The organism is Maritalea sp., assembly GCF_047634455.1.
Classification (GTDB): domain Bacteria; phylum Pseudomonadota; class Alphaproteobacteria; order Rhizobiales; family Devosiaceae; genus Maritalea.
Genome location: NZ_JBLIAI010000003.1, coordinates 24,936 through 50,154 on the forward strand (window position 1 = coordinate 24,936; position 25,219 = coordinate 50,154).

21 protein-coding genes are annotated in these 25,219 nt (G+C 51.7%); 13 read left to right on the plus strand and 8 right to left on the minus strand.

The window, feature by feature from the left end:
* Positions 1–104: 104 nt before the first annotated feature.
* The 9 genes from hutI (at position 105) to ACJAZW_RS01785 (ending at position 12,340) form a co-directional block, all read left to right on the plus strand.
* Positions 105–1,325 (plus strand): imidazolonepropionase, encoded by a 1,221-nt coding sequence (hutI, locus tag ACJAZW_RS01745; protein ID WP_415155135.1) that lies wholly within the window; start codon positions 105–107, stop codon positions 1,323–1,325.
* Positions 1,325–2,851, plus strand: a complete 1,527-nt coding sequence (gene hutH, locus ACJAZW_RS01750) for a histidine ammonia-lyase (RefSeq protein WP_415155136.1) — start codon at positions 1,325–1,327, stop codon at positions 2,849–2,851. The genes hutI and hutH overlap by 1 nt, the downstream gene beginning before the upstream one ends.
* Entirely contained in the window at positions 2,851–3,651 is an 801-nt protein-coding gene (gene hutG / locus ACJAZW_RS01755) for an N-formylglutamate deformylase (RefSeq protein ID WP_415155137.1), read from the plus strand. The genes hutH and hutG overlap by 1 nt, the downstream gene beginning before the upstream one ends.
* An 11-nt stretch (positions 3,652–3,662) precedes the next feature.
* On the plus strand, positions 3,663–5,333 hold the full coding sequence (hutU, locus tag ACJAZW_RS01760; RefSeq protein ID WP_415155138.1) for a urocanate hydratase: 1,671 nt from the start codon (positions 3,663–3,665) through the stop codon (positions 5,331–5,333).
* A gap of 25 nt (positions 5,334–5,358) precedes the next feature.
* Complete coding sequence (locus ACJAZW_RS01765) at positions 5,359–6,444, plus strand: TRAP transporter substrate-binding protein (protein ID WP_415155139.1); 1,086 nt, start codon at positions 5,359–5,361, stop codon at positions 6,442–6,444.
* Positions 6,445–6,509: 65 nt separating this feature from the next.
* Positions 6,510–7,007 (plus strand): TRAP transporter small permease subunit, encoded by a 498-nt coding sequence (locus ACJAZW_RS01770; protein WP_415155140.1) that lies wholly within the window; start codon positions 6,510–6,512, stop codon positions 7,005–7,007.
* Complete coding sequence (locus ACJAZW_RS01775) at positions 7,008–8,558, plus strand: TRAP transporter large permease (protein WP_415155141.1); 1,551 nt, start codon at positions 7,008–7,010, stop codon at positions 8,556–8,558. It abuts the gene before it with no gap.
* Between the two features lie 106 nt (positions 8,559–8,664).
* On the plus strand, positions 8,665–11,115 hold the full coding sequence (locus tag ACJAZW_RS01780) for a hypothetical protein (protein WP_415155142.1): 2,451 nt from the start codon (positions 8,665–8,667) through the stop codon (positions 11,113–11,115).
* Between the two features lie 130 nt (positions 11,116–11,245).
* Entirely contained in the window at positions 11,246–12,340 is a 1,095-nt protein-coding gene (locus ACJAZW_RS01785; protein WP_415155143.1) for a M24 family metallopeptidase, read from the plus strand.
* 749 nt (positions 12,341–13,089) lie between these two features.
* Here the strand turns inward: ACJAZW_RS01785 and ACJAZW_RS01790 are convergent.
* From ACJAZW_RS01790 to ACJAZW_RS01800, 3 genes are read right to left on the minus strand one after another with little or no spacing between them, the layout of a single operon-like run.
* On the minus strand, positions 13,090–13,719 hold the full coding sequence (locus ACJAZW_RS01790; RefSeq protein ID WP_415155144.1) for a CoA transferase subunit B: 630 nt from the start codon (positions 13,717–13,719) through the stop codon (positions 13,090–13,092).
* Positions 13,720–14,415, minus strand: coding sequence for a CoA transferase subunit A (locus ACJAZW_RS01795; protein ID WP_415155145.1), 696 nt, complete (start codon positions 14,413–14,415; stop codon positions 13,720–13,722).
* A gap of 30 nt (positions 14,416–14,445) precedes the next feature.
* Positions 14,446–15,624, minus strand: a complete 1,179-nt coding sequence (locus ACJAZW_RS01800) for an acetyl-CoA C-acetyltransferase (protein WP_415155146.1) — start codon at positions 15,622–15,624, stop codon at positions 14,446–14,448.
* A 109-nt stretch (positions 15,625–15,733) separates the two neighbouring features.
* On the opposite strand from ACJAZW_RS01800, the gene ACJAZW_RS01805 reads away from it, so the two are divergent.
* Complete coding sequence (locus ACJAZW_RS01805) at positions 15,734–16,300, plus strand: LuxR C-terminal-related transcriptional regulator (protein ID WP_415155147.1); 567 nt, start codon at positions 15,734–15,736, stop codon at positions 16,298–16,300.
* Positions 16,301–16,416: 116 nt separating this feature from the next.
* Positions 16,417–16,785, plus strand: a complete 369-nt coding sequence (locus ACJAZW_RS01810; protein ID WP_415155148.1) for a hypothetical protein — start codon at positions 16,417–16,419, stop codon at positions 16,783–16,785.
* A gap of 22 nt (positions 16,786–16,807) precedes the next feature.
* Here the strand turns inward: ACJAZW_RS01810 and ACJAZW_RS01815 are convergent, their stop codons facing one another.
* Positions 16,808–17,725 carry a LysR family transcriptional regulator gene (locus ACJAZW_RS01815; protein WP_415155235.1) on the minus strand — a complete coding sequence of 306 codons (918 nt, stop codon included), beginning with the start codon at positions 17,723–17,725 and terminating at the stop codon, positions 16,808–16,810.
* Between the two features lie 206 nt (positions 17,726–17,931).
* On the opposite strand from ACJAZW_RS01815, the gene ACJAZW_RS01820 reads away from it, so the two are divergent.
* Both ACJAZW_RS01820 and ACJAZW_RS01825 read left to right on the plus strand, forming a co-directional pair.
* A complete protein-coding gene (locus ACJAZW_RS01820; protein ID WP_415155149.1) occupies positions 17,932–19,443 on the plus strand; it encodes an aldehyde dehydrogenase family protein in 1,512 nt (503 codons plus the stop codon).
* Between the two features lie 32 nt (positions 19,444–19,475).
* A complete protein-coding gene (locus ACJAZW_RS01825; RefSeq protein ID WP_415155150.1) occupies positions 19,476–20,705 on the plus strand; it encodes a pyridoxal phosphate-dependent aminotransferase in 1,230 nt (409 codons plus the stop codon).
* Between the two features lie 49 nt (positions 20,706–20,754).
* Here the strand turns inward: ACJAZW_RS01825 and ACJAZW_RS01830 are convergent, their stop codons facing one another.
* From ACJAZW_RS01830 to ACJAZW_RS01845, 4 genes are all read right to left on the minus strand, one after another.
* Positions 20,755–21,387, minus strand: coding sequence for a hypothetical protein (locus ACJAZW_RS01830; protein ID WP_415155151.1), 633 nt, complete (start codon positions 21,385–21,387; stop codon positions 20,755–20,757).
* 1,274 nt (positions 21,388–22,661) lie between these two features.
* The gene (locus tag ACJAZW_RS01835; RefSeq protein ID WP_415155152.1) at positions 22,662–23,504 is read right to left on the minus strand and encodes an ABC transporter permease; all 843 of its coding nucleotides are present in this window, start codon (positions 23,502–23,504) and stop codon (positions 22,662–22,664) included.
* Complete coding sequence (locus tag ACJAZW_RS01840) at positions 23,501–24,385, minus strand: ABC transporter permease (RefSeq protein WP_415155153.1); 885 nt, start codon at positions 24,383–24,385, stop codon at positions 23,501–23,503. The genes ACJAZW_RS01835 and ACJAZW_RS01840 overlap by 4 nt, the downstream gene beginning before the upstream one ends.
* A 67-nt stretch (positions 24,386–24,452) precedes the next feature.
* Positions 24,453–25,178, minus strand: coding sequence for a transporter substrate-binding domain-containing protein (locus ACJAZW_RS01845; protein WP_415155154.1), 726 nt, complete (start codon positions 25,176–25,178; stop codon positions 24,453–24,455).
* Between the last annotated feature and the right edge of the window lie 41 nt (positions 25,179–25,219).

Here is a 25,219-nt window from a genome sequence, read left to right on the forward strand (position 1 = left end):
ACAGATTGAATATGTATGGACATATTAGAAATAAGCATATACATATTTGAAAAAGAGGCAAGCGCTGGATGCAGTGCTATGTCGAAAATATCAGGGCCAAACCAATGTCAAACACCGCCAATTCCGTGCTGTTTAACGGCCATCTCGCGCCAATGAATGCGTCCACATCGCGCTATGGTGGCTTGATTGAAAATGGCGCAATTGCTGTCCAAAACGGCAGAATTGAATGGGTCGGTGCAAGTGAAAACCTGCCCGCACAATATGCCAGTTGGTCGCGTCGTGACCTTGAAGGCGCGCTGGTGACCCCCGGCCTGATCGATTGCCACACGCATCTGGTTTACGGTGGCAACCGTGCCAACGAATTTGAAATGCGGCTCGAAGGCGCAACTTACGAAGAAGTGGCGCGGGCAGGCGGTGGCATTCTTTCAACTGTCACCGCAACACGCGTCGCAAGCGTTGATGAGCTGGCACAAATGGCGCTGCCGCGGCTTGATGCTCTGTTGGCGGAAGGGGTTACAACCCTAGAAATAAAATCAGGATATGGGCTCGATCTCACAACGGAACGCAACATGCTTTTGGCGGCGCGAAAGCTTGCTGAAGTGCGGCCTGTTCAAATCAAAACCACATTCTTAGGCGCCCACGCCACACCGCCAGAATTTAAAGGGCGCGACGACGATTACATCGATCATGTGGCCCATCAGATGTTGCCCACTTTGGCGGCTGAAGGTTTGGTGGATGCGGTCGATGGGTTTTGTGAAAATATCGCTTTTTCACCCGATCAGATGCGTGTGGTTTTTGATGCGGCAAAAAAACTGGGCCTGCCGATCAAACTGCATGCCGAGCAATTGAGCAATCTCGGCGGCTCTGCATTGGCCGCGTCATATGGGGCTTTGTCTGTCGACCATTTGGAGTTTTTGGACGAGGCAGGCGTTCAAGCCATCGCAAAATCGGGCACTGTCGCTGTGCTATTGCCCGGCGCATTTTATACCTTGCGCGAAACTCAAATGCCGCCGCTCGACCATTTGCGTAACCACAATGTGCCCATCGCCATTGCCACCGACAGTAACCCTGGCTCGTCGCCCCTCACGTCTTTGCTTTTGGCGATGAATATGGCCGCGACGCTTTTCCATATGACGCCAGAAGAGGCACTGCGCGGCGTCACCCTCAATGCCGCCAAAGCGTTAGGACTGGCTGATCAGCTCGGCTCAATTGAAGTGGGCAAACGCGCCGACCTTGCGATTTGGAATGTCAAACAACCAGCCGAACTCGCTTACCGCATCGGGTTTAACCCGCTCAAAAATACCGTCTTTGGAGGACAAATTTAGTGTTAGTTCTTACCCCCGGTGCTGCAACCATGCGCCAGCTCGAACAAATTTATCGTCAAGGCACGCCGGTTCAAATTTCTCCGGACGCCCGCGCGGGCGTTGAGCGCGCTGAACAAGTTATCGCCAGAGCGGCCAAAGGCAATGACGCGGTTTATGGGGTGAATACGGGCTTTGGCAAACTCGCCAAAACCCGGATCGCGGTGGCTGACACTGAACAATTACAGCGCAATCTTATTCTGTCGCACGCAAGTGGCGTTGGCCAACCCTTGGCTGAAAATATCGTGCGCCTCATGATGTCGCTAAAGCTTTTGTCGCTCGGGCGCGGCTCCTCCGGCACCAAATGGGAAACAATTGTCTTAATCCAAGACATGCTCAAAACAGGTGTTGTTCCCCTGATACCGGGCCAAGGCTCTGTTGGCGCATCTGGCGATTTGGCCCCATTGGCCCATCTTGCGGCGGTGATGATTGGCGAAGGCGAAGCTTTTTACAATGGCGAACGGGTGAGCGGCAAAGCCGCGCTAAAAGCTGCCGGACTGACCCCAATTATACTTGGCCCCAAAGAGGGCATCGCCATGATCAATGGCACCCAAACCTCCACAGCGCTAGCTCTTGCGGGCCTGTTTGACGCTTGGCGTTTGGCCAAAACAGCGCTTGTAACCGGGGCACTTTCAACCGATGCGGCCATGGGGTCATACGCGCCGTTCCGCGCTGAAATTCAGGCCTTGCGCGGCCATAAAGGCCAAATTGATGCCGCCGCGACACTACGTGACTTATTGGAAAACTCTGATATTCGCGAAAGCCATCGGATAGACGACGAGCGGGTGCAAGACCCCTATTGCCTGCGCTGCCAGCCCCAGGTTATGGGCGCTTGTATCGACCTTTTGCGCCAAGTGGCGAACACCTTGCATATTGAAGCCAATGCGGTCACCGACAATCCGTTGATTGTTGATAATGATGAGATCATTTCAGGCGGCAATTTCCACGCCGAACCGGTTGCTTTTGCTGCAGACCAAACCGCCCTCGCGATTTCGGAAATCGGCGCGATTGCCCAACGCCGCATCGCTTTGATGGTTGACCCCACATTGTCGTTCGGCTTGCCCGCGTTTCTCACCCCAAATCCGGGTTTGAATTCTGGGTTCATGATTGCAGAAGTGACGTCGGCTGCGCTGATGTCTGAGAACAAGCAAAAGGCAAATCCCTGCTCCGTGGATTCAACCCCAACCAGCGCCAACCAAGAAGATCACGTTTCCATGGCCTGCCACGCGGCGCGGCGTTTGTTGGACATGAACGACAATCTGGCGCACATCCTTGGCATCGAACTTTTGTGTGCGGTGCAAGGCGTTGAATTGCGCGGACCGCTCAAAACATCGCCAAAGCTTGAAGGCTTGATTGCAACGTTGCGTCAGCAAATTCCGTCCTTGATGGATGATCGCTATATGTCACCAGAATTGGTGCAAGCGGGCAAATATGTTTTGGATAAAGACCTGCTAACCGATGCAGCACTTAGCTTGGAGCTTATGGGCTAATGCAACCGGTTGAGATCAAAAGGGGCAGCGGCCCGATCATCTTGGGCTTGCCGCATACGGGCACATTTGTGCCAGGTGAGGTGTTGGCCAAGCTTAATGAGCGGGGGCAAAAGCTTACAGATACGGATTGGCATATTGATCAGCTCTATGAGGGTTTGCGTGATGATGTAACAATCATAAAAGCAACATTCTCACGCTATGTGATCGATGCAAACCGCGATCCAAAAGGCGTTTCGCTTTATCCGGGACAAAACACCACAACACTTTGCCCGACCACGGATTTTGAAGGTGAGTCGATCTATCGTGAGGGGTTAGAACCAGATGAAACTGAAGTGGAACAGCGCCGCCTATCGTTCCATCAGCCCTATCATCAAGCGATTGAAGATGAGATCAAACGGCTTAAAAAGCAGCATGCTCATGTGGTGATTTATGATTGCCATTCGATCCGTTCGACCTTGCCGTTCCTGTTTGAAGGCACTTTGCCAGACCTTAATGTGGGCACCAATGAGGGTAAAACCTGCGCGCCGGAAATTGAAAAAGCCGCCATTGAAATTTGCAACCAATCGGCCTTCAAAACCGTTTTGAACGGTCGATTTAAAGGCGGCTGGACCACCCGTCATTATGCGGACCCGCAAAACGGCGTGCATGCTTTTCAAATGGAAACCGCGCAAAGCGCCTATCTGACGAATGAACAAGCGCCTTGGACTTACGATGAGACCAAGGCTGAAAAGCTGCGCCCCGTGCTCGCACAAATTCTAATGATGATGAATGATTTTGCGCTGTCACAAAGCGCCACCTGAGGGAGACAATGATGACCGATAATCCACGCAAAAACGCCCGCACAGTGCGCTCACCCATTGGCCAAGACTTGATCTGTGGCGATTGGACCACTGAAGCGCCGATGCGCATGTTGATGAATAATCTTGACCCAGAGGTCGCTGAAAACCCGCATGAATTGGTGGTTTATGGTGGCATTGGCCGCGCAGCGCGCACATGGGCGGATTTTGACAAAATCGTTGATACCCTCAAAACCCTCAAAACAGACGAAACGCTGTTGGTGCAATCTGGCAAACCAGTTGGTGTGTTCAAAACCCATTCCGAAGCGCCACGTGTTTTGATCGCCAACTCCAACCTTGTGCCCAAATGGGCCAATTGGGATCACTTCAACGAGCTCGATAAAAAGGGTTTGGCCATGTATGGCCAAATGACCGCCGGGTCATGGATTTACATCGGCTCACAGGGCATCGTGCAGGGCACCTATGAGACTTTTGCCGAAGCTGGGCGTCAACACTATGGCGGCAGCCTCAATGGCAAATGGATTTTGACCGGCGGACTTGGTGGCATGGGTGGCGCGCAGCCGCTTGCTGCGGTTATGGCGGGGGCTTCCTGCTTGGCTGTTGAGTGCAACCCTGAAAGCATCGATTTCCGGTTGCGCACCCGTTATATCGACGCGAAAACCGAAAGCCTTGATGAAGCGCTGGACATGATTGAGCGCTGGACAAAAGCGGGCGAAGCCAAATCGGTTGGATTGTTGGGCAACGCTGCGGACGTGTTCCCTGAATTGGTAAAGCGTGGCGTACGTCCCGATATCGTCACCGATCAAACCTCGGCCCATGATCCGATCAACGGCTATTTGCCCATCGGCTGGTCAATGGCAGATTGGCGCGACAAGCGCGAGAGCGACCCAAAATCCGTCGAAAAAGCGGCTCGTGCATCCATGAAAGTGCAAGTGCAAGCCATGCTCGATTTCCATGCGGCAGGCATTCCAACGGTCGATTATGGCAACAACATTCGCCAAGTGGCCAAGGACGAGGGCCTCGAAAACGCTTTTGATTTCCCCGGTTTTGTGCCCGCATATATTCGCCCCTTGTTCTGTCGCGGCATAGGACCGTTCCGTTGGGCGGCGCTGTCTGGCAACCCAGAAGACATTTACAAGACCGATCAAAAGGTCAAAGAAGTCCTGCCGGACAACAAGCATTTGCACAACTGGCTTGATATGGCCCGCGAGCGCATCGCTTTCCAAGGCTTGCCAGCGCGGATTTGCTGGGTTGGTTTGGGTGATCGGCATCGCCTGGGTTTGGCATTCAATGAGATGGTTGCGAACGGCGAACTGGATGCACCCATCGTGATCGGTCGCGATCACTTGGATAGCGGTTCGGTGGCGTCGCCAAACCGGGAAACCGAAAGCATGAAAGATGGCTCGGACGCCGTTTCCGATTGGCCGTTGCTCAACGCACTTTTGAACACAGCATCGGGGGCCACTTGGGTCTCGATCCATCACGGCGGTGGCGTTGGCATGGGCTATTCACAACATTCTGGCGTTGTGATTGTGGCTGACGGCACACCTGAAGCAGCCAAGCGACTAGAGCGCGTCTTGTGGAACGATCCAGCTACAGGCGTTATGCGCCACGCGGACGCCGGTTATGACATTGCGCTGGATTGCGCGCGCGAAAAAGGGCTGAACCTGCCCGGCATTTTGTAACTAATTTTCAACTGAGGAGAAGAAAATGGAAAGACGTCAATTTCTAAAAGTAGGTGCTTTAGGTGCTGCTGGCAGCGCGCTTGCGGCCCCGGCATTGGCACAAAATGTGCGACAATGGAAAATGGTCACAGCCTGGCCGAAAAACTTACCTGGACCAGGGGTTGCAGCGCAGGCGCTGGCTGATCGTATTGAGACCCTTTCAGGGGATCGGATAAAGGTCAAACTTTATGCTGCGGGCGAACTTGTGCCAGGACGTGGGGTTTTTGACGCCGTGTCAGAAGGCACTGCCGAACTTTATCATGCTGTGCCTGCCTATTGGGGTTCCAAGTCCAAAGGTATTTTGTTGTTCGGATCGCAACCTTTTGGTTTACGGGCCGATGAGCAGTTTGGCTGGCTTTATCATGGCGGTGGTCAAGCACTTTATGACCAAATGTATGCCCGCTTTGGCATTAAACCATTTCTGTGTGGAAATTCAGGACCGCAATGGCAAGGTTGGTTCAAAAATGAAATCCACTCGGCTGATGATCTCAAGGGTTTGAAGTTTCGGACTACGGGTCTGGCGTCAGAAATGTGCACTAAGGTTGGTATGTCTGTGCAATCTATGAGCGGTCCAGCAATGTTCCAAGCCTTACAAACTGGGGCATTAGATGCGGGTGAGTTTATTGGGCCTTGGACGGATAGTGCCTTGGGCTATTATCAAGTCGCCAAGAACTATTACTGGTCAGGTGTTGGTGAACCATCTTCAGCCGAAGAATGTGGGATAAATGCGAGCGCCTTTAATGATCTGCCCGATGATTTGAAACAGGCCGTCGGGTTCGCTTGTGAGAGCCTTTATAATCCAGTTTGGACGGAATATACGACCAAACATGCGCGAGCACTGAAAACTTTGGTTGCCGAACATGGTGTGCAGGTGCGTAAACTGCCAGACGATGTGTTGGCCGCCTTTGGGGCCGCTGCTAAAGAAGTGATCGAAGATCTTGCGTCTGACGATGACCAATTGGTCCGCGACATTACCCAAAGCTTTGTCGAATATCGCGATTCTGTTGGTGGTTACATGACCTATGCCGACAATGGGCAAATGAATGCCCGTGCCGACATATTTGGCTATTAGGCAAAACGCAAAGGCTGTCGCCGCATTGGTGGGACTGTGGCGGCAGCATTTATAGGGAACCGAATATGAATATTGCCGATCGGATCGATGCTTTTGCACGCCTGACAGGAATGACGGTCAGATGGCTAGCACTGGGCATGCTGTTGCTGCAATTTACGATTGTTGTGTCGCGTTATGCATTTGGCGTAAATTCTATTGCTTTGCAAGAATTGGTGCTTTACCTGCACGCCTCGTTTTTTATGCTCGGCGCCGCATATACTTTGAGCATCGATGGCCATGTTCGAGTCGATATATTCTACGCAAGCTTAAGTGAGCGTCGACGGCATCTAGTTGATATTTTTGGTCACCTATTTTTTCTGATTCCATCCATGTCGGCCATTCTTTTTTGGTCGTGGCCAAGCGTGCGCAACGCTTGGGCAATTCGAGAAGGCGCCATTTCAGTGGGCGGCCTTCCAGCAAGTTTTTTGCTCAAAACCCTCATCCCGGCATTTTGTATTTTGATCTTGGTGCAATCTGCGTCTTGCCTGCTTCGTTTGGTTCTCAGTTTGAAAGAGAATGGTTAGATGGGTGCCTATCTTGATCTATTGATGTTTGTAGCTCTGATCGCAGCCATTTTAATTGGTTTTCCTGTTGCTTTTTCCATTGCGGGAATTTCGATTATTTTCGCCTATCTTGGTTGGGTAACCGGGGCAATGGATGTGAGTATTTTGGGGGCGTCTGGCCAGCGTATTTTTGGCTTGCTCACCAATAATGTGCTTATTGCTATTCCGCTTTTCGTGCTGATGGGTGCGATCTTGGAAAAGAGCAAAATAGCAGAAGAACTGTTGGAAACCATGGCGCGCACCTTTGGCGGTCTGCGCGGTGGTTTAGGCATTTCTGTGGTGCTTGTCGGCGCACTACTCGCGGCGTCCACAGGCATTGTCGGCGCAACAGTAATCGCGATGGGTTTGATCGCTTTGCCGGCAATGCTGCGCGCTGGATACGATAAATCCTTGGCCGCTGGCACCGTTTGTACCGCAGGTACGCTTGGGCAGATCATTCCGCCTTCAACCTTGCTGATTATTTTGTCCGATGTGATGTCTAATGGCTTTCAGCAAGCTCAATATGAGCAGGGAAAGTTTTCGGTTGAGACTCTATCCGTGGGTCAAGTTTTCGCCGCAGCGCTTGTGCCCGGCTTGATGCTCGTCGTGCTTTATATCGCCTACATTCTCATTCGGGGTTTGGTACGCCCCAACGATATGCCGCCGGCATTGCTGGGTGATGGGCGTCCTGATTGGCAAGAGATCATGTCTTCTATCATGCCGCCAGTTGGCTTGATAATTGCAGTGCTTGGTACCATTTTGACCGGCATCGCAACCCCAACCGAAGCCGCCGCTGTCGGGGCAGTTGGCGCTGTATTTATGGCCGCAATGAAACTTGACAGCAACAAGCAGGTCCTTCGCGTTGGTGTTGGCCTATTTGTGTTATTGGCGCTTTTTACCCTTAATTTTCCTGTGCGGCTGCAACGCAACGATCTGACTGGCGTCGATTTTGCCTTGGGTATGGTATATTTGGTACTGGCCGTAGGCGGAATGGCATCGTTGATTTACGCTGTATGGACCCTTATCAAGCACAAAATACTACAATTCTCGCTCACCTCGACTTTAACCATGACATCAATGATTTTCGCCACTATTTTAGCTGCTGGCATGTTTTCGCTCGTGTTTGTTGGTTTGGGCGGTGAGGACCGTGTTGCGCAAATCCTGTCCAACATGCCTGGCGGCGCAACAGGCGCTCTGATCTTTGCGATGCTGATGATATTTGTGCTCGGCTTCTTTCTCGATTTTGTCGAAATTGCAGTAATTGTATTGCCCTTGGTGGTGCCCGGTTTGATTTTGCTTGGCCATGATCCCATTATGCTAACAATATTGATCGCAATTAATCTGCAAACCTCCTTCTTGACTCCGCCTTTTGGGTTTTCCTTGTTCTATTTGCGGGGTGCTGCGCCAAAAGAAATCACAACAGCCCATATCTATAAAGGCGTGATGCCATTCATCTTGATCCAAGCGATTGCGGTGGTGTTCATTTGGTTGTTGCCACAAATTGCCACCGCGCTGCCGTCATTTCTGTTCTAATAGCGCGCGCGCAATGCTCCTCACTACATAATTTAGACATATTGGCGCGATTGAATATACTCAGCAACAAAAGCGCGGGGGCGCCGATCGATTGAGGGAACCTGTCATGCGGTACGCCAAGCTGTTTTTAGTCAAATTTTTATTGAGCATTGTAGCGCTAACCGTGCTCACGCTGAGCGCGCAAGCCCAGCAATCAACCCGTGTACTGACCATTCGCACATCTCCTGCAGATATCACGCTGCAGTCTGTATTTGTTGACGGACAACGCGCGAAAATTATTTCCAACCAAAATGGCTACGCCTTTATCGAAATTCGCGGTGAAACCCATAATTTTGGTTGCAAATATACGCTTTCGATTATCGCCGAAAATGGCCGTTTCTTGCGCAAAGAATATGATTTGTGTGCAAGCGTCTGGCAGATAGATGTTGGTTTTGAGGATGATGCGACCGGTGCATCGCAAAAGCAAATCTTAGTCGTTCCATCGGACCCCGCAGTGCGGATTTTTTCACTATCCGTGGATGGCAAGCCGCAAAGCTTCACCGCTTTCATGGACTCAAATCGGATAGAATTTACGCTCAAAAGCGGACCCTCTGGCTATAAATGCACAACCGAACTTGAAGCACTTCTGTCAAACGGCAACACGTTTAAAGACAAAGTTGAGCTGTGCGCTAACGACAATGAAGTGGTGCTCGATTTAGCGCCCAAGCGAGAATATTTTGAGGTCTTCACCGTGCGCTCAAGCGTAAATGATGATCGTATTTCAACGGTGCGCGTTGATGATCGCAAGGTGCCGATTTTGCGTTGGATTTCAAATGGAGTGCGCACCCGTTTGGCTGTCGGCGCCGCCGCATTTAAATGTGAGGCATCGGTCGAAGTCGATTTCGCCTCTGGTGCCAAAGCAGCTGACAAAATTGATATCTGTGCGAAAAATTTCGATATCACGCTCACGCCAACCCCGCAATATCTCACCGACACCAGCCTTGCAGCCCCGCTTGCTTGGCGTTTCACAGCGCCGCGCAACGCAAACGACCATGCCAGAGTGCAATTTGCTTCCAACAGCGGTGCTTTTGGCTTTTCAGCCGTTTGTGAACCGGGCAGCCGCTCGGTTGATGTTTATATCAACGGCTTCCCCAACAAGGCGGGACTAACTGGCCGCTCGAGCTTGCAATTGTGGGCGGGTCGCTACGCGGGCAAACAAAGTGCTTTCGCCGGTCGCGCGCCAGATGGACCAAATAAGGCATCGCCGTTTTTTAACATCTCGACACAACATGGGCTTTGGAATGGCTTGATTGCGGGCAGTGCCTTCACCGTCATCGCAGATGACGTGCATCGCTTGCGATTGTCGTTAAAAGGTAGCGCCGGCCCGGTTCGTGATTTTGTCCGCGCGTGCAACCAGCGTTTCAACGGCCCAACGGTTATCGGCGACGTGAGCAATGATGCGAGTTTGAAATGGTCGCGCACACGGATCTCGAATGGTGGCCAACAGCTTGAATTTGGCAATGCCAATAACGACCGGATTGGTCTGGCGGCGCGCTGCGAACCAGGCTCTGGCTTTGCAGAAGTGATGTTCGCGTCCGCGCCAAATGAAATGCCTGATGGTCGAAATGTTTCCATCTTCTGGGACACAATAGGCAATCAAGGCAAAGAAACAGCCAGAACGCGTACCGTTGAAGGCATTGAATGGGGTGCCGTGCCTGTTGCCAATTTGGACATGAATAACAATTTCTGGCCAAGCTTGGCGGCCGGCAATGTCGTGCACATCGCCATGGATGGTCAACGAATGAGTACCTATTCACTGAAAGGCAGCGCCGCGCCTGTCCGTGAGTTCGTGGCGGCTTGCCGAGCGTATCAACCTGAACCAGAGCCAGAACCAGAACCAATTGACAATTTAACGCCGGATCGGCCCAACGCGGAAGAACAGGTGTTCAACTCAATCGTTGATATTTTCAACAATCTGTCAGACCAAAGCGACGGCAAGATCAAGGTGGAAATTGGCGGTGTCAGCGTTGCGGCCAAACAAGCGCTGCAAAACTATCAAAACAACCCAGACTTCTTTTGCTCAGAGATAGATTTGCCAACGCCAATAGGCCAAAATCAGGTCGCATCTTCGTTCGTCAATAATGGGTCGAGCGATTATGACCTGTTTCAAATTCGGCCAAATGGGCAGAGGGTGCGGGTGCGCGATGTCCCCGCTGGCGCTCGGCTGACGGTTGACGCACCGGCGGGGCAATCTTGGGAAGTGCGCCGTCCCGGTGGTCGCTGCATTGCCACGTTTGCGACGCCTGCAAAGGACGTGACGTTTTCCATTAAAGACAATATGGACCGCGCAGACCCTGACGCCTTTGTGAAGACCTATCAATGTGGTGGGCGCAATGCGCAAGTGCTCGTCGCGCCAAACCATGGTTTTGCAATTATTGCCGGGCAATATGGCGTGCACCGCGTCAGCATGGCGGGCCGAACCCAAAATGTTTGGGGTGGTACAAGCGCGACAATTAGTGACCAGCAATTGGTTCTGCGTGGCGCTGGTACACCCAATCTTGATTGTGTCGCCAGATAAATCTTGCCTTAAGGGATGGTGGCAAATGTCGCCATCCCAACTATTCAATTGACATTGTGACCACAAATATATTGATCTTATCAAAATAATTTTGATAGAAGCATGCTTTTATATGCCCGGGGTGGAATTCATGGATAAGATTGTCACGCAGAAATTAGCGCAATTGAGAGCCACCATGCAGGTGCACCAAATGGATCTTGTGGCACTAGGCCCCGGCGCACATATTCAATGGTTGTTAGGCTATCATCCCTATCCGGACGAGCGCATGTGTCTTTTGCTCATCGGGCCAGAGCATCAGGCCTTTGTCATGCCGGCTCTTAACGCCAATGCCGTGCGCGAACACACAGACATTGAGTTTTTCACATGGGCCGATGCAGATGGGTATGCTGATGCGCTGTTGGGGGCGCTTGAAAAAACCACAGACGGCAATGTAGCGATAGTGTCGTTGGATGACGCCATGCGCGCCGATTTCGCCCTTAATTTAATGGCCGCGCTGCCTGGTGCAAATCATTGTTTCACCCAAGACAGTGTAGGCGCTTTGCGGATGCGCAAGACAGAAGCAGAATATAGGCTTCTTAAAATGAACGCGATAATCGCAGATGGCGCACAACAAGCAGCAGCTGACGCCGTAAAAGTTGGCGTGACCGAAAACGATGTGGCCGAAGTGGTAAAGAACTACTTCATTTCACACGGCGCAAAACCTGCTTTTGACATTGTTGGCGCGAGCGAAAATGGTGCGTTTCCGCATCATCACACAAGCGACCGCGCGCTCAAACAGGGCGACACGATCGTGGTAGATATTGGTGGCTTTAAGCAAGGTTATCCAAGCGACATCACGCGTATGGTGTCAATCGGCGAGCCGAGCGAAGAATACAAAAAAGTGCACGCGATTGTCGATGCTGCGGTGCAGGCAGCGCTTAAGGCCGCGAAGCCGGGCGTGATAGCAAAGCACGTAGACGATGCGGCGCGCTCAGTCATTGCGAAGGCGGGTTATGGGGACTATTTCACCCACCGGGCCGGGCACGGGCTGGGCATAGAAATCCACGAGCCACCCTATATCTCAGCCTCTTCTGAGGTGGTGCTGGATGAAGGTATGGTGTTTTCAATTGAGCCAGGCATTTACTTGCCCGGCAAATTTGGCGTGCGCCTTGAAGAGATCGTGATCTTGCGCGCAGACGGCCCTGAAATTCTGTCAGAGCGCCCGCGCGATTTGGTTGTTGTGTAATAAACCAATTGGTCATCGGCTTTGCGTTGTGGCCCCACCCCACCCTTAATCCCTCCCCATCAAGGGGAGGGAGAGCAAGCCAAATCTGGCTGTCCGGCCGCTATAGCAGCAATGCTCGCTTTGGCTCATGAAGGCGGATTGTCACAAGTTCTCCCCCAAAAGGATGTGGCGATTGGAGCCTGTCTATAGATTTTTCCTCCCCATTAAGGGGAGGGAGGCCAAGCCAAAATTGGCTGTTCGACCGCTATGGCGACGCTGTTCGCTTTGGTTCATGAAAGCGGTTGCCACAAGTTTGTGGCGCAAACAATAGGATGACTGGGCCCGCCACAATATTTCCCCCCCCTTGCTGGGAGGGAATTGAGGGCTAGCGTCACTTCTTTATCAAGCCGTGCGCCTTGAAGAGATCGTGATCTTGCGCGCAGACGGCCCTGAAATTCTGTCAGAGCGCCCGCGCGATTTGGTTGTTGTGTAATAAACCAATTGGGCATCGGCTTTGAGTTGTGGCCCCACCCCACCCTTAATCCCTCCCCATCAAGGGGAGGGAGACAGAGTAACAACCCCCATTTATCAGGTCGTGAGCCTGGTAGGGCAGCACGGTTCTCCTTGGCTCATGAAAGCGGTTGCCACAAGTTTGTGGCGCAAACAATAGGATGACAGGGCCTGCCACAATATTTCCCTCCCCTTGATGGGGAGGGATTAAGGGTGGGGTGCTTAGCGAACGACCCGCACCGGGCCAAAGCAGTTCTGGATCAGTTTATGATTTTTGCTTCTGTTGCTGCTCGTATGTCTTCTCGTGTGACATCCGGGGCTGTCTCAACGATTTCCAAGCCGCCCGGTTTGACATCAAATACGCCTAAGTCGGTGATGATCCGGTCCACAACGGCTTTTCCTGTCAGCGGCAGAGAGCACTGCTTCAGTATTTTTGATTCACCATGTTTATTGGTATGATCCATAACAACCACAACTCGGCCAACACCCGCAACCAAGTCCATCGCACCGCCCATCCCTTTGACGAGTTTGCCTGGAATCATCCAATTGGCAAGATCGCCGTTCTCGGCAACTTCCATCGCGCCCAAAATGGCCATCGCAATTTTGCCGCCACGGATCATGCCAAAAGATGTCGCGCTATCAAAATAGGCGGTTTGGGGCAGTTCGGTGATCGTCTGCTTGCCTGCGTTGATTAAGTCAGCGTCGATTTGATCTTCGGTGGGGAATGGGCCCATACCCAGCATGCCATTTTCTGATTGAAGAGTGACATTGATCCCATCGGGAATATAATTGGCAACCATCGTTGGAATGCCGATACCAAGGTTAACATACGTACCGTCTTGCAATTCCAAGGCTGCTCGGGCAGCCATCTGATCTCTTGTCCAGCTCATTTAAGCCTCCCTAACTGTACGTTGCTCAATCCGTTTTTCGTGGCTACCCTCAACGATACGGTGCACATAAATTCCGGGCAGATGAATTTGATCTGGGTCCAGAGACCCAACGGGCACGATTTCCTCGACTTCCATCACACACACTTTGCCGCACATCGCTGCGGGTGGGTTGAAGTTGCGCGCGGTTTTCCTAAAAATGGCATTCCCCGTTTCATCAGCTTTCCAAGCCTTTACGATCGACAGATCGGCAAAAATACCTTCTTCCATAATGTAGGTTTCACCATTGAAATCACGGTGATCTTTGCCTTCGGCAATGATGGTGCCCACGCCTGTCTTTGTATAAAAACCGGGAATGCCAGCACCGCCAGCCCGCATGCGTTCAGCCAATGTGCCTTGCGGATTGAACTCAAGTTCAAGTTCACCAGACAGATATTGGCGCATAAATTCAGCGTTTTCCCCGACGTAAGACGAGATCATTTTTTTGACTTGTCTTGTGTGGAGCAAAATGCCAATACCGAAATCATCCACACCGGCATTATTTGAAGCAAAGGTAAGACCTTTGCTGCCGTCGGTTCGGATCGCGCTGAGCAGCAACTCAGGAATGCCACAAAGACCAAAGCCGCCCGCAGCGATTAACATATCGTCATGCAGAAGGCCTTTCAGGGCCTCTTCTGGTGAGCTATAAATTTTGTTCATGCTTTTCTCCCTAAAACCGCTTTGCGGCTTCTAAACTTCTATCGCCATGGCAATGCCCATGCCGCCACCAATGCACAGGCTGGCAATGCCGCGCCCACCGCCACGTTGTTCCAGCGCATAGACCAATGTGCCCAACACGCGCGCGCCGGACATGCCGACCGGATGTCCAAGCGCAATCGCTCCACCATGAATATTGACCTTTTTCGCATCCACCGCCAACTCTTTCACCACGGCCAGACTTTGCGCCGCAAACGCTTCGTTGAATTCAAACAGGTCCACCTGATCAAGTGACCACCCGGCGCGTTTGGCGGCCAGTCGGGAAGCTGAGATCGGGCCAAGCCCCATGAAGTGGGGGTCAAGTCCGGTATGAGCATAAGCAACGATGCGCGCCAGTGGCGATAATCCATTGCTCTTTGCTTGCTCAGCGTTCGCCAACACCAGCGCTGCCGCGCCGTCGTTAATGCCCGAGGAGTTGGCGGCGGTCACTGAGCCTTCGGCGTCAAAAATCGGCCTCAACTTGCCCAAAACGTCCATCTGGCTGTCGGCGCGCACCGCTTCGTCCGCCTCAAACATGGACGTAGATTTGCGGGTTTTAATTTCAACAGGCACGATCTCCTTGGCAAAAAAACCAGCACCCTGCGCAGCTGCCGCATTGGCCTGCGAAAGACACGCGAATTCATCCTGTTCTTGTCGACTTAGATTATATTTGTTGGCGACATTTTCCGCCGTTTGACCCATTGGATAGCCGAAAAATGCATCCGTTAGGGCATCAAACATCATGCTGTCGACAAATTCGAGACTGCCCGCTTTCTTGCCCTGCCGGATGTTGGCCACGTGCGGCGCATTGGTCATGCTTTCTTGCCCGCCAGCAACCACAAAGCTTGCCATACCAGTTTGAATTTGCTGCGCGCCCAGCATCACAGCCCTTAGGCCCGATCCACACACTTGGTTGATGGTCATAGCAGGGGAGTGGTCGGGTAACCCCGCATTGCGGGCGGCTTGGCGGGCAGGGTTCATGCCCACGCCAGCGGTTAACACTTGCCCCATAATTGTCTCATCAATTTGGTCCGCTGACACACCAGATTGTTCAACCGCCGCCCTAATCGCAATGGTGCCCAATTGGGCCGCGCTGTGGGTGGACAATGTACCCGCCAAGACCCCAATCGGGGTGCGCTTGGCGCTAAGCAGAACAACATCTTGGATCGACATTTGGCTTCCTCCACAAAAGCAATCTTGTGCTCAAAGCAAAGGTTAAGGCTTGCGCCTTGCATTTGTTTAGTCGTATTTATACGCAATGAATGCTATTGAAAAAGCCCAAGTGAGTGCTGTGCCAAACCGCTTTGAATTGGCAGAAATGCCAGTGCCAATGGTGTTTGCTCAACACCGGATCATCAAAGAGTGCAATTTTGAGTTTGCCGCAATATTTGGCTTTAGGCCTGATGAATTGCGCAACACCAGCTTTCATTTGCTCTATCCAAAATTCACCGATTTTGTGCGCACGGGCGAAATGTGGAAGTCCAATTTTGCCGGTGGGGTGAGTTATTATGATGAGCGCATTATGCTTAGGGCCGACAAAACTGAGTTTTGGTGCAAAGTACGTGGACGGTCCATGAGCCCTGACGATCCTTTTGCGCGCGCGCTTTATTGTTTTGAACCGTTGCACAGGCCATTGCGGCCAAACAGTGAGCATTTGACGGACAGGCAAAAGCAAGTGATCACCTTGGTGGCGCAGGGCAAAACCAATACAGATATCGCACAAGAAATAGGCCTTTCGAAACGAACAATCGAGGCGCATCGAGCCCGCACCATGAAGGCAATCGGGGTGAAAAATTCTGCGGAATTGGTGGCGTGGTTTTCAACGGTTGATTTACAAAGCCAAGAATAACGTGAATGAACGGTTCAAAAAGAATTTACCAATTGTTCAAAATGCTTAGCGCAATTCAAGCGCTTGCCAAAACCTGCAAAGTTACGTAATTTCTCTCATGTTGAGGGAGAAATTATATGAACATCATAACACGCAGTTTTGCCGTAGCTGGATTTGTCGCTGCTAGCCTATTGGGCACCACGGCATATGCGCAATCGGGCTCAGGCGGAGAATTTACACTTTTTAACGACACAGCAGGCAATGTTGTGGTCGGATTTTATACCAATGACGGCAATGGCTGGAGTGCAAATTGGCTGGCTGATCAAATGTCGCCAGGTGAATCGGCCAGCGCTGAATTCTTTGCTGAAACTGGCGCTTGTGATCAATTGTTCCAGGTGGGTTGGCTTGGAGGTGACGGCTCTGAAGTGATGGACGAACCAATTTCGATTGATGTTTGTCAGGCATCCAACGTTTATCTTGGTGATAACGAGATCAAATTCGATTAAATCGAACGTATTGAAACGGCTCTTAATCAGCCGTTTCAACCACCGGGTGGCTTATTTGCGCGCGGATCCAGTTTGTGAACTCCACGACACCGGGTTTTTCTGCCTTGTCGTCTGGAATGGCCAAAAAATAGGCATCATCGGTTTGCAACGGCCGAGGATCAATCACGTGCAATCGTCCCAATTCGATTTGCCTTTCAATTAGATATTGTGGCAACAACCCCACGCCCAGTCCGGCTATACAGGCCTCGATGATCATTGAAAATTGATCAAATCGATGGCCGCGAAACGGTTCATCATTTTCAATTTTTTGCTGTTCAAACCAGTCGCGCCATGCGGTGGGACGTGATTGCAAATGCAGCAATGGCGCGTGTGGCAGGTTTTCTGCCCGCTGTATCTTGTGCGCCCCTATCAGACCGGGAGAAGCTACGGGCAGCATATATTCAGCGCAAAGCGGCTGACATGAAGCACCAGCCCAAATAGGCCGCCCAAAATGGATCGCCACGTCAAAGAATTGTTCTTGCAAGGAAAAAGGCGACCAGCGGCTTTCAAGATTGACGGCCAATTTTGGATGTTTGTCCAAAAATTCGGGCAAGCGTGGCGCAAGCCAGTGCGACCCGAACGTGGGCAAAGTCGCAACCGACAACGTCGCGTCTGCTTTAGCCGACGCCATGGTGCGGTAGACAAGCCCCTCGGTTTGTTCAATCAGATATTTGGCATCTACCAGAAATCGCGCCCCGGCCTCGGTTAAAACCACCCGCTTGCGGATCCGTTCAAACAATGTCACCCCAAGCTGCAACTCCAAATCCCGGATTTGCCGTGATATTGCGCTTTGTGTGAGGTTCATTTCCTCGGCCGCTCGGGTGAAATTGAGATGCCGCGCGGCGCACTCAAAAGCACTCAATGTGTTGATCGAGGGGAAGTTGCGACGGCTAGTATGCATCATTTTTCCTCATCAAGTAATGAAAAATCATTGCTTCTTTAGGGCCTTTCATTGCTTTATCATGAGAAATACGAATTTAAAAGGCTGAGCCATGCACATCCGACTTACGGGTGAAAAGGCAAAAGGTCACTTAATCTCAACCATAAACGCGATCCGGACAGGAATTTTTGACGGGTGGTGTATTTGAAAAAGTTTTGGAGCCAATCATGAGCGTCAAAGATCAAACCAAAGACCTGTTGCAAAAACTGGGTGTGGATGTGTCTGCCCTTGCAGGCGGCGAGTTGGCAGTGCGCACGCCCACAACTGGCGAAACAATCGCCAATGTGAAATTGGCCAGCGCCGATCAAATCTCTGCCCAAATTGATAAAGCCCATTTGGCGTTCAAAGCTTGGCGCAAAGTGCCTGCCCCGCGTCGTGGCGAATTGGTGCGTTTGCTGGGTGAAGAGTTGCGCACCCACAAAACCGAGCTTGGCCGTTTGGTCTCCATTGAAGCGGGCAAAATCCCTTCCGAAGGGTTGGGCGAAGTCCAAGAAATGATCGACATTTGCGATTTCGCGGTTGGTCTTTCGCGTCAATTGTACGGCTTGACGATTGCGACAGAACGCGCCGATCACCGGATGATGGAAACCTGGCACCCAATCGGTGTTGTTGGCATCATTTCAGCGTTTAACTTCCCCGTTGCTGTTTGGTCATGGAATGCTGCAATCGCGCTTGTATGCGGCAACGCCACGATTTGGAAGCCTTCCGAAAAAACACCACTTACAGGTTTGGCTTGCCAAGCGATCATGAACAAAGCATTGGCCAAATTCGGCGATGCGCCAGAAGGTCTATCCACAATGTTTGTGGCTGACCGGATCGGTGGCGAAGTGATGGTTGATCACGAAAAAATCGCGCTGGTTTCAGCAACTGGTTCAACCCGCATGGGCCGTGAAGTTGGTCCGCGTTTGGCCAAACGTTTCGCCCGTTCAATTCTCGAACTTGGCGGCAACAATGCGGGTATCGTTTGCCCCTCTGCTGATTTGGATATGGCGGTTCGCGCCATTGCGTTTGGCGCCATGGGTACAGCCGGTCAACGTTGCACGTCAACACGTCGCTTGTTTGTGCATGAAAGCGTTTACGACACACTCGTGCCTCAACTCAAAAAAGCCTATGCAGGCGTGTCTATCGGCAATCCATTGACCTCAAACGCCCTGGTTGGCCCGTTGATCGATAAAGACGCAGCCTCCAACATGGAAAATGCTTTGGTTGCGGCCAAAGCTTCTGGCGGCAAAGTGGTTGGTGGTGAACGCGTGGACGTGGAAGGCAACCAAGACGCTTACTATTACCGCCCTGCGATTGTTGAGATGGCTGAGCAATCTGGCCCGATGTTTGAAGAAACATTCGCGCCAATTCTGTATGTGGTAAAATATACAGACTTTGATGATGCCATCGACATGCAAAACGCTGTTGGTGCGGGTCTGTCGTCTATGATCTTTACGTTGAATGTGCGCGAAGCGGAAAACTTCTTGTCAGCCTCAGGTTCAGATTGCGGCATCGCTAACGTCAATATCGGCACATCAGGCGCTGAAATCGGCGGCGCATTCGGCGGTGAAAAAGAAACCGGCGGCGGCCGCGAAAGTGGATCGGATGCGTGGAAAGCCTATATGCGCCGCGCAACCAACACCGTGAATTATGGCACTGAATTGCCATTGGCCCAGGGCGTATCTTTCGATATTTAAAGAGCAAACCAACTTCAAACGAGCATCTTGATATGAACGCCCCAGCCAACTCACCGTCTGTCTTTCGACGCGCCAACCGGATTTCTGACATTTCGGTGTCAGAGATCATCAAAATTTCAACCCGCGCCCGCGAGTTGAAGGCACAAGGTTATCCGGTGATTATTTTGGGCGCTGGCGAGCCAGATTTTGACACGCCAGACCATGTTAAAGATGCAGCCCACAAAGCCATCGATGCGGGGATGACCAAATATACCCCGCTCGATGGTACGCCTGAACTCAAACTTGCCGTGTGCCGCAAATTGGCCCGCGGCAATGGCCTCAAATATGAGCCAAAAAACATTTCGGTTTCTGCGGGCGCGAAACAAGTTCTCTATAACGCCTTCATGGCCACGCTGAACCACGGTGATGAGGTGGTGATCCCGACACCATTTTGGACCACTTATGCCGATATCGTGCGCATTTGCGGTGGTGTGCCAGTGCTGGTGCAATGCCCGGGCGAGGCGGGTTTTAAACTACAACCCGAGCAGCTCGAAGAAGCGATCACCGACAAAACCCGATGGCTTTTGTTGAATTCTCCATCAAACCCCACGGGCGCGGCCTACAAAGCCGATGAGCTGCAAGCCCTCACCGACGTGTTGCTCAAACATCCCCATGTGTGGTTGATGAGCGACGATATTTACGAACACATCATTTATGATGATTTTCAATTCGTCACGCCCGTGCAAGTGGAACCGCGCCTTAAAGACCGTGCCTTGGTCATTAATGGGGTTTCTAAATCTCATGCCATGACGGGTTGGCGGCTCGGCTTTGGTGCGGGCCCTGAAGAATTGATCCGTGCCATGGCGGTCATTCAAAGCCAAGCCACCTCTTGCCCTTCGTCAATTTCCCAAGCCGCCGCCATTGAAGCGCTGGATGGTGACGAAACCTTCCTCAAAGCCCGCGCCGCCTCTTTCCAAGAGCGCCGGGATCTGGTCGTCGCCGGCCTGAACGCCATTGACGGCGTTCACTGCCGCACCCCAGAAGGCGCGTTTTACACGTTTTCGTCCTGCGAAGACCTGATTGGCAAGACCGCCCCCGACGGCACCAAAATCAACACTGACAGCGACTTCTGCCGCTACATTTTGGAGACCGCCCATGTGGCCATTGTGCCAGGTTCTGCGTTCGGGTTGTCACCCTATTTCCGGATATCCTACGCGGCGGCGAAGCCTGAGCTGGAAGAAGCGATTACGCGGATTCAGCAGGCTTGTGGGGAATTGGGATAGGGGTTGTTAAAAGGCGACTGGACGACAAATATGTTTTGTTTGGTGTCTATCAATAATTAGCCGAATCTAAGATGGCCTGTATCGTTTCTTCAATTTGCGATGGCGAGTTCAAGTGAAATTCCCAGTATGGCGGACGGCTTTGCTTCAAGTGAATGTGCCTGAACGACTTTTGTTCAGGTCTAGCTTTTACGGAAACTAGAAATTGTTTGTTCCGGTTTTGAATTGTAATTGCCATGAAATTGTGTGGACTAGCGATCCACTTCCGCCCTTCGCCTTCGATTAGTGTATCATCGTGGTGTTTTCTCACCCCGCTCAAGACTTGCTGGATTATTCTAGTCATACCCTCATCGAGATGAGATTTGCAGGCCGCGATAAAATCAATATCTGCTGCCGATGGATGCAATACGTCAGTGTCTTGCCGCTGCGCTTTGAGGACATCTTGTGGGTTCAGATCAACAAGCACCGCTTCCTCGATTTCACCTATGTTTAGCGTAAGCACTCCATCGTAATTGACGGTAAGTGTCCTAGTTTCGACATCGTATTCAGGGGAGCTTACAGCGATTATGCTTCGCCCACCTTTCACAAGTGGATTTTGTCCAAAACGTCTCGCTTCAAAAGGAGAAAGTGGCGCAATCCAGGTGCCTGATCCGAGTGAGTTGACCATAGAGAATGTAAGAAGCATAATAAAAGTCCTTCAGTAGATTATCTCAGTAATATACTGAATAGCGATTTCTGTCAATAATCCAAATTATTGTTACGTCTACCATTGGAGCAAGCGTCACCCTGAGCTTGTCGAAGGGTGGACGCAACCATTTTGGTTCGACACGTTCAGCATGAGGCTGCTTTCATCTCTCGTCATCAACTCTGTTGCATTTTGCAGTTGCTATCTCTGATTTTGGCGTTCGCGATTGTTATGATTTTTCTCATGAGTGCTCGGGTCAAGCGCGAGGGCGACGATGGTGCGCAATTGCTATGCCATAAACCCCTACCGTCACCCCGTATGTAGTCCGGGGTGACGGCGCGAGCGCCATCCAGTTGTCCGGGAATGCCGCAACGGTGCTGGACCACATATCCTGTGGCCGCCCGCACGTGATGCGGGGTCTAAACTGTGCGAGCAACATTCACCCACCTTATGGGGAGCCTGTGACTCCATGAATGAAGTGCATGAGCTTTTACCCTTCGGCAGGCCCAGGATGAGGAGTAGGGGAGATATGCACATCCCCCCACCCTTGCTCCCTCCCCACAAGGGGGAGGGAAACGCTGAGTTGAAATGTCTTGCCGCATATCCACCATTGTCATCCCTGCGCAGGCAGGGATCCAGGCCGGAATGTCCAAAAATGCTAGCGCTTGCGGCTCTTGCCTGTGTTGCACTGGATCCCCGCTTTCGCGAGGATGACAGCAGAGAATGTCGCTATGTTCGGCACCAACCGGCGGCATGAAAAATGCCCGGGGGTGCCGGGCCAGCCTTTGCGGCGCGAGCGCAACAAAATGCGACCGGAACGACCAACGGCGGCGCAAAAAACATTTCCCTCCCCCAAGTGGGGAGGGATTAAGGTGGGGGGCGACCTTTGCAATAAAGTTAAGCGCTCCGGATCAAGTCCGGGGAGGCCATGAAGAGAGGTTGATTTTTCCCCACGAGGCATTCCCGGACAAAGAAGTGGCGCTCACGCCACGCAGGCTGATCCAGGATCAATCGGGCGAAACAATAAGTCTACGTCCCTTATGGTGAACCTCACCCTGAGCTTGTCGAAGGGCGAACCGTGAGTGTAGCGCACAACCCACGGTCCTTCGACAAGTTCAGGATGAGGAGGGAGTGTGGCGAGGGCTTTGGATAGAAACCAAGGGCGGAGCGAAAGAAAGTATGGCCTCGGATCAAGTCCGGGGAAGCCCATACTAAGATGTTACCAAAGAACTATCTCCCTCCCCTTGATGGGGAGGGATTAAGGGTGGGGTGACTTAGCGAATAATTTGCGGTTTGAACTTAATGCGTTGCCGCTGGTTTGCCGGCAGGTGCCTGTTAAGCCGTTTGTTGATCAGTGCATAGACCCCGATCACGCAAAGCGTGAGGATGATGAAATACATTCCCAAAATTGGATAGGGCACAAACGGGTTGAAGGTTTTGTCCGCAAAATAGCTGGCGTAATAAAGCGCGTCGCCGCGTTGTTGCCAGGCGGGGAAGCCGGAGAAAAACACCAAGGTTGTTGCGTGGAACAAAAAGATGGCTTCGTTGGTGTAAGCGGGCCAAGCCAAACGCAGCATCGTCGGCCAAATCACCCGCTTAAAGCGTGGCCAACCGCTTAACCCGTAGGCATCTGCCGCCTCCACGTCGCCTCTGGGGACGGACCGGAGCGCGCCATAAAAGATTTCGCCCGAATATGCAGCGGTGTTGAGGAACAAAACAATTGCCGCTCCCATCCACGCTTTGGTTAGCCAGCGGGTTTCGGCGGTAATTTCCGCGAAACCAAGATTGATGTCGATCCCCAGCTTAGGGAGTTGCACAAAGATTTCATAGGCCAAGAAAAACTGGATAAATAATGGCGAGCCGCGGAACAAAAATATGAACCATTCCGCAGGCTTGCGGACCCAATAACTATTTGAGTTTTTAGCGACTGCAACCGCGGTGGCCAAAAAGAAGCCTGTGACCAGCGCGATCAATCCGAAATAGATATTCCAGATCATCCCAGAACCAATCAAAGTGAATTGTTGGCAAAGGGTAAAGTCTGTTTTAGGCAACAGGCGTGCGCCAATACCAATAGAGCGTAACCCATAATCGGAGATGGTTTGAAGGCAATCGTTCATGATGCGACCGCCTTGCGTTGGGATTCACCACCCAGTGTGGCTTGCCCGTTTGTCAGTTTAGCCATCAATTTGCCAAGCGCAATTTCGCTCACTTTTGTCAGCGATAAGTAAAAAACCAGTAGCCCAAGGAAATAATACAAGCGCCAGTCGCCGTGCGGATAGTCGAATATTTGTGTCTTAGAACCGCCAAGCTCGCGGGCCCAATAAACAATGTCCTCGACGCCAAGCAGAAACAAAAGCGGTGTCGCCTTAATCAAAATCATCCAAAGATTGGAGAGGCCCGGCAGTGCATAAACCCACATTTGCGGCACCAAAATGCGCCAGAATGTTTGTCGGCGCGACATGCCATAAGCCTCGGCTGTTTCCAGCTGGCCGCGCGGCACGGCACCCATGCCGCCATATAGAACATTGGCCGCAAAGGCGCCAAAAACGATAGAAAAGGTCAACACCGCCAACAAAAACCCGTACGTTTCGTGGATCCATTGCGGCGATGAAGATAAAGGTAATTTTGCTGCCGCACAGACAACAAAGTCATTGCCCTGACGAATGGGCTCAGTCCATTCGGGACAGAGAACTTTTTGGCGCACATATTCAAAGGCTTGATCAAGTGCGATCACAAAAAACAAAAAGAACGCAATGTCAGGAATGCCGCGCACAATTGCGGTGTAACCTTTGCCGAACCATCGCAATGGGGCGATTGTAGAGCGTGCCGCTGTCGCCCCACCAAACCCAAAAAGCAATGCGATTGGCGCAGTTATGGTAATTAATACCATGACGGTGATGAAAGAGCCGTAGAACGCGAATTGTTTTCCCGTGGTGAGATAACAGGCGAGCCAAGTTGCTCCTTCAAGTGTCTTTGGTTCTGCGCAAAAAGAAAACATGGATACTCAATGTGTTGGCATTAATGGGGCCGACAACAAGCGGCCCCATTAATATTTTCAGATTTGCTTACTCGTAAGTTGCGATTTCGTCGCCGAACCACTTTTTAAGCATTGTGTTCAACGTACCGTCAGCTTTCATTGAAGAAATCGCTGTGTTGAACTTTGTGCGCATTTCGCCGTCAGATTCACGAACACCCATGCCAACGCCACCGCCAATAGAAACGTTTGGACCGGTAAACATCAGTTCGCCATTTGATTCGGCAACGATTGGAACAAGGAAATCTTTGTCCGCAAGAACGGCATCTGCTTCGCCGTTTCGAACCGCTGCAATGGTTTCGTCTGGTGTTGCAAACTCAACCAAAGTCGCGCCAGATTCTGCAACATATGCCGCTTGAATCGTACCGGTTTGGGCAGCTATGATGCCTGTCGCCAAATCTATGTCATCTGACATGGCAACAATCGCTGATGGGCTCGGCGGAATATAGTCTTGCGTGAAGTCGATAACTTCATCCCGCTCGTCTGTGATCGACATGCCCGCAACGATGGTATCATAGTTGCCAGAAACCAAGTTCGGGATGATTGAATCCCATTCGTTGGTTACCCACTCGCAGGTCAATTCTGCGCGCTTGCAAAGCTCATCGCCCAACTCGCGCTCAAAACCGTCAACTTCGCCAGCGTCGTTGATAAAGTTATAGGGCGGATATGCGCCCTCAGTACCCATGCGAACTGTCTGCGCCATTGCAAAGCTTGTGCCCATCGCCAATGCGGCGACTGCGATGATGATTTTCTTCATTTTGTTCTCCCTTATAAAGCTAATATTATTTGTTTTGTTAT

Coding starts and splice junctions, on each gene's coding strand:
- ACJAZW_RS01815 (WP_415155235.1), bottom strand. CDS start 17,725: ATGCATACTAGCCGTCGCAACTTCCCCTCGATCAACACATTGAGTGCT.
- ACJAZW_RS01845 (WP_415155154.1), bottom strand. CDS start 25,178: ATGAAGAAAATCATCATCGCAGTCGCCGCATTGGCGATGGGCACAAGC.
- hutU (WP_415155138.1), top strand. CDS start 3,663: ATGACCGATAATCCACGCAAAAACGCCCGCACAGTGCGCTCACCCATT.
- ACJAZW_RS01765 (WP_415155139.1), top strand. CDS start 5,359: ATGGAAAGACGTCAATTTCTAAAAGTAGGTGCTTTAGGTGCTGCTGGC.
- ACJAZW_RS01825 (WP_415155150.1), top strand. CDS start 19,476: ATGAACGCCCCAGCCAACTCACCGTCTGTCTTTCGACGCGCCAACCGG.
- ACJAZW_RS01795 (WP_415155145.1), bottom strand. CDS start 14,415: ATGAACAAAATTTATAGCTCACCAGAAGAGGCCCTGAAAGGCCTTCTG.
- ACJAZW_RS01780 (WP_415155142.1), top strand. CDS start 8,665: ATGCGGTACGCCAAGCTGTTTTTAGTCAAATTTTTATTGAGCATTGTA.
- ACJAZW_RS01820 (WP_415155149.1), top strand. CDS start 17,932: ATGAGCGTCAAAGATCAAACCAAAGACCTGTTGCAAAAACTGGGTGTG.
- hutI (WP_415155135.1), top strand. CDS start 105: ATGTCAAACACCGCCAATTCCGTGCTGTTTAACGGCCATCTCGCGCCA.
- ACJAZW_RS01800 (WP_415155146.1), bottom strand. CDS start 15,624: ATGTCGATCCAAGATGTTGTTCTGCTTAGCGCCAAGCGCACCCCGATT.
- ACJAZW_RS01770 (WP_415155140.1), top strand. CDS start 6,510: ATGAATATTGCCGATCGGATCGATGCTTTTGCACGCCTGACAGGAATG.
- ACJAZW_RS01830 (WP_415155151.1), bottom strand. CDS start 21,387: ATGCTTCTTACATTCTCTATGGTCAACTCACTCGGATCAGGCACCTGG.
- ACJAZW_RS01840 (WP_415155153.1), bottom strand. CDS start 24,385: ATGTTTTCTTTTTGCGCAGAACCAAAGACACTTGAAGGAGCAACTTGG.
- ACJAZW_RS01775 (WP_415155141.1), top strand. CDS start 7,008: ATGGGTGCCTATCTTGATCTATTGATGTTTGTAGCTCTGATCGCAGCC.
- hutG (WP_415155137.1), top strand. CDS start 2,851: ATGCAACCGGTTGAGATCAAAAGGGGCAGCGGCCCGATCATCTTGGGC.
- ACJAZW_RS01835 (WP_415155152.1), bottom strand. CDS start 23,504: ATGAACGATTGCCTTCAAACCATCTCCGATTATGGGTTACGCTCTATT.
- ACJAZW_RS01810 (WP_415155148.1), top strand. CDS start 16,417: ATGAACATCATAACACGCAGTTTTGCCGTAGCTGGATTTGTCGCTGCT.
- ACJAZW_RS01790 (WP_415155144.1), bottom strand. CDS start 13,719: ATGAGCTGGACAAGAGATCAGATGGCTGCCCGAGCAGCCTTGGAATTG.
- ACJAZW_RS01785 (WP_415155143.1), top strand. CDS start 11,246: ATGGATAAGATTGTCACGCAGAAATTAGCGCAATTGAGAGCCACCATG.